The organism is Bacillus sp. FSL E2-8868 (assembly GCF_038005505.1).
GTDB classification, from domain to species: Bacteria; Bacillota; Bacilli; order Bacillales; family Bacillaceae_G; genus Bacillus_A; species Bacillus_A mycoides.
Window position 1 is genome coordinate 111324 of record NZ_JBBOTI010000005.1, and the last position, 12178, is coordinate 123501.

A 12178-nucleotide genomic window follows, 5' to 3' on the forward strand; every position below is an offset into this window, starting at 1 on the left:
TTCTGTTTCTCTTATGAAAACGATTCCTTATGTTACTTTTTTCTCTTTACGCAACCGTTTTCATAAATCTATTTTAATAAAAGCGTTTTCACATTGCAATAGAAATTTATTTTTTTTCATAAAAAAAGATGCTCAAGGAGCATCATTTTTTATTATGAAATGCGATAAACCCTTGTTTCATAAGGTTTCAACGTGATTGTAATTATTTGTTCATGTTCCGCAACTTCATAGTTATTTAAAAGCAAACGTTTGCGTTCTAATGCGAATAAACTCTCATTATACACAGCTTCCTCTTTTGAGATATTACTAATTACAATGACTTTTTCATCCTGTAGCGTACGTGTATATGCATAAATTTGTGGATCGTCTTCTAAAAGTAAATCGTACGTACCGTAGTTCAGTACATCGTGCTCTTTTTTCAAGGCAATCATTTTCTTATAGAAATTGAAAATAGACTTTTCTTCATTTTTTTGCTTTTCAACATTAATTTCTTTGTAATTTGGATTCATGCTAAACCAAGGTGTACTTGTTGTGAAGCCAGCATTCATTTCATCGTTCCACTGCATAGGTGTACGTGAATTATCGCGGCAAGAAGCCCATATAATTTCCATCATATCTTGATGTGATACGCCCTCTGCAATTTTCTCACGATATAAATTTTTAATTGCTACATCATCGTAATCTTCAATATTCGGGAACTGAACATTTGTCATACCAATTTCTTGTCCTTGATAAATAAACGGTGTGCCGTGCATAAAGAAATACATCGCTCCTAAAGCCGTTGCACTTTCACGCCAATATTCTTTATCATTTCCCCAAGTAGACACAATACGTGGCTTATCATGATTTTCAATATATAAAGCATTCCATCCCTTATTTTCTAAACCTTTTTGCCACTTTGTTAATACTTTTTTCAACTCAACAACATCAAGATCTTTCTTCTTTTCTGCATCCCATAAGCTTAAATGCTCAAATTGGAATACCATATTGAATTTACCATTCTCTTCTCCAACCCAAAGATCAGCATCTTCAACTTTCACACCATTTGCTTCTCCAACAGTCATAATATCGTATTTAGCAAATGTATTTTCTTTTAATTCTTCTAGTAATGGCTGAATACCATTTACATTCATATGTTTGTCAAAAGAAGGCACATACTTTAACCCTTTTGGATTTGGCATATCCTTGAGGCCATCTTCTTTTTTTATATGACTAATCGCATCGACGCGGAAACCATCAATACCTTTATCAAGCCACCAATTAACAGTATCATATAAAACTTCACGAACTTCTTTATTCTCCCAGTTCAAATCTGGTTGTTTACGCGAGAATAAATGTAAATAATATTGCTCTGTCACTTCATCATATTCCCATGCAGAACCATTAAAGATACTTTCCCAATTGTTTGGTTCCGCGCCGTCTTTACCATCCTGCCAAATATACCAATCACGCTTCGGATTGTCTTTAGAAGAACTTGATTCAATAAACCATGGATGTTCATCACTTGTATGATTAATAACTAAATCAATAATAAGCTTCATGTCACGCTTATGAACTTCATCTAGTAGCATATCAAAATCTTCCATCGTACCAAATTCATCCATAATATCTTGATAGTCACTAATATCATAACCATTATCGTCATTAGGTGATTTATACATTGGACAAATCCAAATTACATCTATACCTAAATCTTTTAAATAATCCAGCTTTGCAATAATCCCCTGTAAATCTCCAATACCATCACCATTTGAATCCATAAAGCTACGTGGATAAATTTGATAAGCGACAGCTTCTTTCCACCATGTCTTATTCATACTAATTCTCTCCTTTTGCATCCCATCGGATTTTTTATGCAAACGTTTTCGTAACACTATCATAACAAAATATGAATAGTTTGCAACTGTTTTCATTGAACTCTATGTAGTTTCCTTATTCTTATGCCTTATTTATTTCTCACAAAGATAAAGTGAAACTTTAATCGTTAAGGAGGTGTCCATTCCCCGCTGATTATTAGCCCTTACCAATCGAGATTTTACGAGCAGCCCTATCTTCTTTTTTTCAGCCGGATTGTCTTACCGCTCGCAAATAACGGGATAAATCTAACCCTTCTCTTCTTCTCGTCCATGCGTGTTAAATACACTCTTCATATACTAATACAAGCTCATATTATTTCAGAAAGGAGATATAAATTGAAACAAACAAAATTAACTGGTCGTATCGTCGTTCCCTCGGATCCTGGGTATGACATAGCCCGAATAAATTTAAATTTAAGCATTCCAAAATTTCCTTGTATTATTGTTTTTTGTCAAAATAAAAATGATGTGTGTAACGCCTTAAAATGGGCACGTGAGCGTCATATACCATTTCGCTTAAGAAGTGGACGACATAGCTACGAAAATTTCTCTCTTTTAAATGGCGGGCTTATTATTGATGTGAGTGAAATGAAGCAAATTACGGTTAGTACAGGAAAATTAACAGCAACAATTGAAGCGGGTGCAAATCTTGGCACTGTGTACAAAGAACTTTGGAAATATGGTGTTACAATACCAGCTGGCACAAGTGCAAGTGTCGGAATTGTGGGGTTAACACTCGGCGGTGGCATTGGCATGCTTTCACGCTTATTTGGACTAACATGTGATCAATTAGTAGAAGTCGAAATGGTACAAGCGTGCGGGAAATTTGGTGCAAAAATCATTCGTGCAAATGAACAAGAAAACCCTAACCTATTTTGGGCATGCCGTGGCGGTGGCGGTGGAAATTTCGGGATTATTACTTCCTTAACCTTTCGAGTCCACCCTATTAAAAACGTATCAATTTTCTCACTTACATGGGAATGGAAAGACTTTATTGCTGCATTTCAAGCTTGGCAAAACTGGGCACCTTATATAGATGAACGTCTCACTTCATCAATTGAATTATTCTCTAAACAACGAAATAAAATCGAGGTGAAAGGTGAATTTGTCGGCTCTCCTTCTGAACTCTATCATCTATTATCTCCTCTTCTTGAAACTGGTAATCCTTCTCTCTTTATAGATGAAGTCCCGTATATAAAGGCTGTTCAATTCTTTAATAGCGGCAATATTCCTAAAAAATTCAAACGCTCTGGTTCCTACGTATATAAACCTATCCCTCTTAAAGGTATTCAAATCTTACAATATTTTCTTTCTCATGCACCAAATAAAGATGCGAGTATTTGGCACCAATCACTCGTAGGTGCTGTAGAAAACATTTCGCCTAATGAAACAGCTTATTTCCACCGCAAGGCAATCATTGCTCAAGAATATATTACTTCTTGGAAATGCAACGATGAAGAAAATCGAAATATACGCTGGGTTAAAGATTTACGGGAAAGCTTAGATCCTTACACACTAGGAGACTATGTCAATTGGCCCGATATCGACATAAAAAATTGGCAAACTAGTTATTATGGCTCTAATTTTCAAAGGTTGCGTAAAGTGAAGACAGCATATGACCCTTGTAATGTTTTTCGTTTTCAACAAAGCATTCCTCCTTTCCATACGTAAAAAGGAAGAACAGAATTCTGTTCTTCCTTTTTACATTGAAAATCGTTCAATGGTTTGTTTCAAGTCCGCTGCTTGCTTCTCTAAATCCTTTAATAATTGATCGATTACTACCATATTTTTAGATTGTTGCAACGTCACACGTGCCACTTCTTGTGAACCAGCTGATGTTTCCTCAGCAATTGCTGCTACAGCCTTCGTCTGTGCTCCTGTTTGATGAATGTGACTCACTTGTTCGTTCATATAGCTACTAATTTGCTTAGTTGCATCGGCAACTTCCATAATACTCGATGACATTTCTTTTAAAATTAATTCAGTAGCTTCTCCTCGTTTTGCCTCTTCTTTAGCTGTTTTCACTTGCTCCGTCATTTTCAATGCGACTTGTTGCACTTCCTCTTGCATATTTCGTAATAACTGCGATATATTTCTTGCAGAATGATCGCTTTCATCAGCAAGTTTACGTACTTCTTCAGCTACAACTGCAAAGCCCCTTCCATGCTCTCCAGCACGAGCTGCCTCAATAGAAGCATTTAATGCTAATAAATTCGTTTGACTAGCAATCTCACTCACAACAGAAACAATATGTTCTACTTGTTTCATTCGTTCTTCTAACTTCTGTACATTTTGCATCGAATCTTCATTCTCTTTTGCCAATGTTTGAATGCCTTGAATTAAAGAAGTAAAGACACGTGTACTTTGTCCTAAAGCTTGAACCATTTCTAAAGACAATTCGTCGGACTTTTTTGCTTTTTCTTCTACTTCACTCGCAATAGAGGTTGTTGTATCGACAGTTGAAACAATCGCCTGAATGGAAGCTGCTGATTGCTCGGCGCCAGAAGAAATCTCTGCAAGAGTTTCAGACACACCGCGTGCTTGCTTTGTCGCTTCCCCTGTTTGTCTTCTAATTTGCTGAACTTGATTATTTGTATACGAAAATGTAGTATCAATATTTTTTACCATACCTCTTAAGTTCTCGAGCATCATATTAAATGCAACACTTAAAGATTTAATCTCATCATCTACTTTTGGCAACGGGACATCTTCACGAATATCACCATCAGCCGCTTTCCTTGCTGCTTCTTCCAACTTTCGAAGTGGTTTAATTAAAAATATTGCTGCCCCATACGCTAAAATTCCAGACCATACTACACCTAATAACATAACGATAATATTATAAACAGTTTGACTTACATAACTTTGAAAGTAATCATATATAACGTAAATGAAAATTAAACTTGTTGAATATGTAATGAAAGCTAAAACTGTAGTAAATAACATAAGCTGTATACGCAAGCCAAAGGAAAATGTTTTTCTTTCTTTTTCCATCTCTTCTTTCCCCCTTCTTATAAGCAATATAAGTGCTACCTATATATTATTATCCATATTTTCGTTATAGAAAGATATAGAGATTTTAAAAATCATAATTCCCTTGAATATCAAATTCCGTCAAAAAAATAAAGGATTCTGACAATTTGTGACTAATAACAGAAATAAGGGGAAACATTTGTAAAATATATTTTTGACTGGGGGTTTTGTATGATTCAAGTTCGAAATCTAGTAAAATCATTCGGCTCGCTTGATGTTTTAAAAGGAATTGATTTAGAAGTAAAAGAAAAAGAAGTTGTTGTTTTAATTGGTGCCAGTGGTTCCGGTAAAAGTACATTACTTCGCTGTCTTAACTTTTTAGAAATGTACGATGAAGGTGAAATTCACTTACAAGGTGAACGAATTGATCCAAAGCATTCAAATTTAAACAAAGTCCGTGAAAATGTCGGTATGGTTTTTCAACACTTTAACCTCTTTCCTCATATGACCTCACTAGAAAACATCATAGAAGCACCTATTCACGTAAAAAAATTGGAGACAGCAGACGCGAAGGATGTTGGGAATCAACTCCTACAAAAAGTCGGCCTACAAGATAAGGCGGATGTAACTCCTCACCTACTTTCAGGTGGTCAAAAACAACGCGTTGCGATTGCACGAGCTCTTGCTATGAATCCTAAAATTATGCTATTTGATGAACCTACCTCAGCCTTAGACCCTGAACTTGTTGGAGAAGTATTGCAAGTTATGAAAGAACTTGCTGAAGAAGGAATGACCATGATTATTGTTACTCATGAAATGAATTTCGCAAGAGATGTAGCTGATCGCGTCATATTTATGGATGACGGAAAGATTGTAGAGGACGCTCCGCCAGCACAATTCTTTTCAGCTCCATCACATGAACGAGCAAAACAATTTTTACGCAACGTTTTATAATGTAACTTCTGTTTCAAATGAAAAGAAATACATCCATACGGTGCACAACTAATTGTCCAAATAAAATATCTCAGTAACATACTTAAAACCATCCGTATGATCAATATATAGGAGGGGTTTTATGAAAAGAAAACTATTAACCATTGTTGCGAGTATTACATTATGTACATCCTTCATACTAGGAGCCTGTAGTAAGGAAAGTGCTACTACTTCTTCAAATGGTGAAAAAGAATTTCGTTATGCGATGAGTGGCTTATATAAACCTTTTAACTATAAAGAAAATGACGGAAAGCTTGCCGGTTTTGATGTGGAAATTGGTGAGGCACTTGCGAAAAAAATGAATATGAAACCCACTCCTATTACAAATCCATGGGAAACGCTAATTCAAGGTCTACAATCGAAAAAATATGATGCTATATTGGGCAGTATGGCAATTACAGAAGAACGCTTAAAAGCTGTTAGTTTCTCCAATCCTTATTATCGTTCTGGTGCCCAAATTTTTGTGGCTAAAAAGAATACATCTATCTCTTCTCCAGAAGATTTGAAAGGTAAGAAAATTGGTGTTGTAAAAGCTAGTACCTTTAAAGACCTTGTTGCAAAACATACAGATCAAATCACAGAATATGATAGCGATATTACTGCACTTATGGACTTAGAGCCTGGACGTATTGATGCAGTAATCACTGATCAAATGGTCGGTTTACGTATGATCAAAGAAGGTAAATCAAATATAAAAGAAGCTGGAAAACCATTAAATCTTGATGAAATGGGAATTGCTATTCGTAAAGATGATAAAGAAATGGTTGAGAAAGTAAATAAAGCTTTAGATGAAATCATTAAAGATGGTACGTATGAAAAGATCAGTAAAAAATGGTTTGGGCGTAATATTCTCGGTGAAGAGGAAAAAACGAAGTAAATTAGCTAGTCAAATGTTTCATACATTATGCCCCACTTTTTATGTGGGGTATTTCATTCCCTACTAAAATCCATACAATATGAGGTGACACATATGTTTGAAATTTTTATGTCTACTTATCCCACACTCTTAAAGGCTACTATTGTCACATTACAATTAACACTAACATCCCTATTACTTGGTTCACTAATTGGATTACTATTCGCTTTTTTTCGAATCTCTAACAATAAGATTTTAAATAGTATTGCTCATGTATATATCGCCATTATTCGTGGTACACCTTTAATTGTTCAAATTGCCATTCTCTATTTCGGTATTACATCGATTATTGTCTTCACTCCTTTTTGGGCAGGAGCAATTGCTTTAGCAATCCATAACGGTGCATATATTACTGAAATTTTCCGCGGATCCATTCAGTCCGTTGATCGTGGACAATTGGAAGCTGCTCGCTCTTTAGGGATGCCTTACCCTTTAGCGATGCGCCGGATTATATTACCACAAGCATTTCGTCTGTCTCTTCCCCCTCTAGGGAACCAATTTATTATTGGATTAAAGGATTCTTCACTTGTCGCTTATGTAGGAATGTCCGAATTATGGGGATCCGGTTTATCAATTGCCGCAGGTAACTTCCAGCAATTAGATACATATATCATTGTTGGTGTATACTATCTCGCACTAGTTCTTCTATTTACTTATCTTGTTAGTCTTCTAGAAAAACGACTACAACGAAAAGAAAATAACTCTGTCCAGGTCAAGACGAAGAACAAGAAAGAAGTCTCTTTATAACAAAAAGCAAGCTCTAAGAGAGCTTGCTTTTTCATCGTAAGATATGTCTATTATTGATTTACTTTTTTTATAGTCTCTTTTTCCTCTATATGTTCCTCACGATATGAAATATTATGAGGATCCAATCCATTTCCTAAAGAACCATAGAAATGCTCCCTATGCGGATCAACTAATTCACTTCCGTGATAATACACACGTGGTGTATTCCAAAGTGCTGCCAAAGCTTTTGTCATCGGCATTTCGTGATAGCGTTCCGGCCACATTTCTTTAATTTTATCTTTTACTAATGGATAGTATTTAGAACTCATAGCAGGAAACAGATGATGTTCTGTATGGTATGAGAAATTGAAATGTAAAACGTCTACCCAGCGCGGTACTGTTACTGATAAACAGTTTGCTAAAGGATCATTTACTGGAACAATAGGATTTAAGCGGTGATTTGTTGCGATATACGCCATTACAATAAAGTTAGCAATTAACAACGGAATCACGTATGCAAAGAACCACTTTGTAGGTCCCATAATAAACAATAAACTAATCCAAACTGTCCAGGGCAAAAGAAGTTGAAGCCATACAGATTTTTGATTGGATGACTTAAATTCTTTTATAAAATGAAAGAACATTCGAGTCGAATGTAACGTAAATTGAATTGTTAGTGACAGGAAACTAAAGAATGAACGTACATGAAGAGGCATGCGATATACCCAACTCAAAAACTTACTCTTTTTCAGTTTCTCAAATGTCGGCCATGCATCTGGATCATTCTCTTCATGCTGTGTGTGAACATGATGCGTTGCATTATGCCACTTTCTCCAAAGTTTTGGGCCAGTTGATAATGGCATAAATGCTATCGCACCTAAAAAATCACGAAGCCATGCCTTTCTTACAACTGTTCCATGTAAAATTTCATGTCCTAAAAATCCAAGTGAAGCAAAACATAATCCAAGAACAATTGCAATTCCTAGATTTGCCCACACATTCAATTCAAATACACCGATCGTTATTAAACCAGCCAATGCCACAAGTAAATAAGCCAGTCCACCAAATAATCGATTAGGCACTGGTTTAAATGCTTTTTTCGGCAAATGTGGTGCTACACGTGCTGCATACCACCCAAACGTATGAAGCTCCTTCATCCTTTTGCCCCTTTCTTATGCCGCGCCCCGCGCAACTTGCATATATCAATTCTTGCTTCCAGATTGATTTTACTACGTGATCCAAAAAGCATTTATCATAAGGAAAATATACTCACTCTATCGTCACTTAATTTTCGCTTTTATTATCAATGAAAAACATTTCTCTTTTTACTCTCTATCAACCTTTCCACATGATGAATCATAACAATAGAATTTCTATATTGTCAACAACTTTTATGACCTAGTAATAAAAGTTGGTTATATTTTTATAATTATACTTTATTTCACTAAAGAAAAAGCATAGATTTCATAAGGCTTTATCAGGTATATATACCTATCCACTTAAACAACATAGACTCTATCTTATTCAAGAACTCTCTATGTAATCAACAAATGGAATCACTTGAATTTAGCTTTATATAAATCCTACTTCTTCATACTGCCCCAATAAAATAATTATATTAAAATATTTTTTCTTTCGTTTAGTAAGAATAGAACGCTACGAAAACAACATACATGAATTCCATATAATATGGAAATATTAAAAGGAAAATTGTTCTAATTTGGAGGTTTTCAAAATGACAGATGACACATTTCCGCAGTTACCATCATCCTATTGGATTGAATCTACTCAATTTCCTACTTTTCCTCATTTATCCGAAAATATAAAGACAGAAGTTGCTGTTATCGGAGCTGGTATTACAGGCATTACCACCGCCTATTTACTCGCTAAAGAAGGAATGAAAGTCGTTTTAATTGATTCTGGTTCTGTTTTAAATGGAACAACTGGGCATACAACCGCAAAAGTAACAGCTCAACATGATCTTATTTATGATGAATTAATAAACAATTTTGGTGTCGAAAAAGCCAGGCTTTACTACGAATCAAATAATAAAGCTCTACAATTCATAAACGAGACTGTACAAACATATAAAATCGACTGTAATTTCACAAATGAAGATTCGTATTTATATACAACTACCAATAATGGCCTGCGAAATTTAACGAAAGAATATGAAGCCTATCAAAAATTAAATATTCCTTGTGACTATGTTCAATCCCTGTCGATTCCTATTCCCGTACAATCTGCACTTGTGATGAAAAATCAAGCGCAATTCCATCCCCTACTTTATTTAAAAACACTTTTAGAAAAGTTTGTGGAAATGGGTGGAAAAGTTTATGAGCAAACAACAGCTATTGATGTGGAAAAAGGAGATTATCCACAAGTTATTACAAAGGGTGACCATCGCATCACTTGTAAATATATTGTCTCTTGTTCACATTTTCCTTTTTATGATGCTAATAGCTTTTTCTTTACGCGAATGTACGCAGAACGCTCCTATGCCCTCGCAATAAAAGCAAAAACGGATTATCCAGGGGGCATGTATTTAAGTATCGATGATCCAAAACGCTCCATACGTTATACGACAAGCAATGGAGAAAAGTTGATATTGATTGGCGGAGAGAGCCATAAAACAGGCCAAGGAATTAATACGATGCTTCATTATGATGCACTATATTCCTTTGCTGAATCTACTTTTGGAGTAGATGAAATTCCTTATAGATGGTCAGCGCAAGATTTAATCACGCTAGATAAACTCCCTTATATCGGACATATTAACGAAAGGAATCCAAATATATTTGTGGCAACTGGATATCGTAAATGGGGAATGACGACTGGAACTGCAGCAGCTCATTTACTGAAGGACTCCATTCTAAAAGTCCACAGCCCATATAAAGAACTGTTTGCACCATCACGCTTTCATGCAAATCCGGATATAAAAACTTTCCTCTCTCAGAACATTGATGTTGCTAAACACTTAATTGAAGGAAAAATTGAAACCGCATTACGTAAGCCAGAAAATCTTGAAGTTGGCGAAGGTTCTGTTGTACATGTCAACGGTAAACGAGCAGGTGCTTATAAAGATAAAGAAGGAAAGTTACATATCGTCGATACAACTTGCACACACCTCGGCTGTGAAGTTGAATGGAATAGCGGTGATTGTACTTGGGATTGCCCTTGTCACGGTTCCCGTTTTTCAATTGATGGGGATGTTATGGAAGGTCCAGCAGATCAACCATTAAAGCGAGTTGATAACGAATAAAAAAACAAAGAAGTTCAACGGGAATCCTGTTGAACTTTTTTATTTTTCATGACACCTTTTCATATAAATTTCGACATACGCAGGGAAATATTAACATTAAATAAAATAAAATAATATATTCATCTACAAATAAAAGGAGTGAATACTATGCAACCTTCTGCTCCACCTCATCTAGAATCTACAGAAACTATCTTTTCAAGTTCTATTACAAAACTTGTTGTTTTTATTTGTTGGCTAGCCATTCTAGCTGACGGATATGATTTAGGTATTTACGGCGCCGTTCTGCCAAAGCTCCTAGAAGACAAAAGCTGGGCACTATCACCAGCCCACGCTGGAACAATTGCCAGCTATGCTTTATTTGGGATGTTTATTGGTGCTATTCTAGTTGGAACCATTACAGATCTAATTGGACGAAAATGGACACTTATATGCTGTTTAGCCCTTTTTTCTATCACAATGGGCTTAGCTGCAATTGCTCCTTCTCCTGAATTATTTGGGTTATCTCGATTTATCGGAGGAATCGGATTAGGCGGTGTTATCCCAACGGCTTCAGCACTTACTGTTGAATATTCACCAAAAAAACGGCAATCTTTTATTTATGCTCTTATGTTTACCGGCTATCCTTTAGGTATCGTGTTAGGCGCTATTTTATCCATGTTTATGCTAGAAGATTTCGGATGGAGAATTATGTTTGGCATCGGAATGATTCCGCTACTCCTCATTCCTTTCATTATTCGTTATTTACCTGAGTCCATTCAATTTTTATTATCGCGAAATCGACAAGAAGAAGTGAATAAAATTCTTAATCGCTTTCAAATTGAATTCCATGTAAAAGATGAAATTCCTGAAACACCATCTAATATACAAAAGAAAAATGGATTTCTTACGTTATTCTCAAAAGATTACATAAAAGCAACACTACTTTTTTGGCTCACTTATATAATGGGAATGTTTTTAATATACGGTTTAAATACTTGGCTACCACAGATGATGCGCCAGGCAGGATACCCTCTTGGATCTAGTTTATCATTTCTACTTATACTAAATATTACTGCAGCTATCGGTGCATTATTTGCTGGGGCGATTGCCGATCGTATAGGAGCAAAAATTGTTATTAGTATCTCCTATCTTATGGCAGCCATATGTATTGGACTATTAACAATTAAACCATCTGTTACAATCATTTATCTTTTAATTGGTCTTGCTGGAATTGGATCAGTCGGTATTACTCAAATATTAAATGCTTATGTAACACAATACTTCCCATCACATATACGAGCTACCTCCTTAGGCTGGGGACTTGGACTTGGCCGAGTTGGTGCGATTGCTGGCCCTATTCTTGTCGGTATTATTATGACAATGCAATATGACTTGGCGTGGAATTTTTACTTATTCTCCTTTGCAGGTCTTATCGCAGCTATATCTGTTTTCTTTATTCCTACAAAATAAAGT

The 12178-nt window shown here is 35.6% G+C and carries 9 protein-coding genes and 1 pseudogene; 6 read left to right on the forward strand and 4 right to left on the reverse strand.

The genetic code is table 11. From position 1 onward, the window contains the following. Window positions 1-152 precede the first annotated feature (152 nt). Window positions 153-1817: a glycoside hydrolase family 13 protein gene (locus NSS74_RS27330; RefSeq protein WP_002140237.1), complete on the reverse strand. Its 1665-nt coding sequence runs from the start codon at window positions 1815-1817 to the stop codon at window positions 153-155. Window positions 1818-2192: 375 nt separating this feature from the next. Here NSS74_RS27330 and NSS74_RS27335 point away from each other — a divergent pair, with 375 nt between their 5' ends. After that, window positions 2193-3527 carry an FAD-binding oxidoreductase gene (locus NSS74_RS27335; protein ID WP_002140235.1) on the forward strand — a complete coding sequence of 445 codons (1335 nt, stop codon included), beginning with the start codon at window positions 2193-2195 and terminating at the stop codon, window positions 3525-3527. Window positions 3528-3557: 30 nt separating this feature from the next. Here NSS74_RS27335 and NSS74_RS27340 read toward each other — a convergent pair whose 3' ends face one another. Both NSS74_RS27340 and NSS74_RS28045 read right to left on the reverse strand, forming a co-directional pair. Then, a complete protein-coding gene (locus tag NSS74_RS27340; protein WP_407707508.1) occupies window positions 3558-4508 on the reverse strand; it encodes a methyl-accepting chemotaxis protein in 951 nt (316 codons plus the stop codon). After that, window positions 4500-4850: pseudogene (locus NSS74_RS28045) on the reverse strand (HAMP domain-containing protein); the annotation flags it as partial. The pseudogene NSS74_RS28045 and the gene NSS74_RS27340, both read right to left, overlap by 9 nt. 210 nt (window positions 4851-5060) lie before the next feature. Here NSS74_RS28045 and NSS74_RS27345 point away from each other — a divergent pair. From NSS74_RS27345 to NSS74_RS27355, 3 genes are all read left to right on the forward strand, one after another. Further along, the gene (locus tag NSS74_RS27345; RefSeq protein ID WP_002029539.1) at window positions 5061-5783 is read left to right on the forward strand and encodes an amino acid ABC transporter ATP-binding protein; all 723 of its coding nucleotides are present in this window, start codon (window positions 5061-5063) and stop codon (window positions 5781-5783) included. Between the two features lie 121 nt (window positions 5784-5904). After that, the gene (locus tag NSS74_RS27350; RefSeq protein ID WP_002016697.1) at window positions 5905-6699 is read left to right on the forward strand and encodes an ABC transporter substrate-binding protein; all 795 of its coding nucleotides are present in this window, start codon (window positions 5905-5907) and stop codon (window positions 6697-6699) included. A 93-nt stretch (window positions 6700-6792) separates the two neighbouring features. Then, entirely contained in the window at window positions 6793-7485 is a 693-nt protein-coding gene (locus NSS74_RS27355) for an amino acid ABC transporter permease (RefSeq protein WP_002140233.1), read from the forward strand. A gap of 50 nt (window positions 7486-7535) precedes the next feature. Here NSS74_RS27355 and NSS74_RS27360 read toward each other — a convergent pair whose 3' ends face one another. Continuing rightward, window positions 7536-8621, reverse strand: a complete 1086-nt coding sequence (locus NSS74_RS27360; protein ID WP_002091268.1) for a fatty acid desaturase family protein — start codon at window positions 8619-8621, stop codon at window positions 7536-7538. Window positions 8622-9199: 578 nt separating this feature from the next. Here NSS74_RS27360 and NSS74_RS27365 point away from each other — a divergent pair. Further along, window positions 9200-10726 carry an FAD-dependent oxidoreductase gene (locus tag NSS74_RS27365; protein WP_002140232.1) on the forward strand — a complete coding sequence of 509 codons (1527 nt, stop codon included), beginning with the start codon at window positions 9200-9202 and terminating at the stop codon, window positions 10724-10726. Between the two features lie 147 nt (window positions 10727-10873). Beyond that, entirely contained in the window at window positions 10874-12175 is a 1302-nt protein-coding gene (locus NSS74_RS27370; RefSeq protein WP_002016702.1) for an MFS transporter, read from the forward strand. Window positions 12176-12178 lie beyond the last annotated feature (3 nt).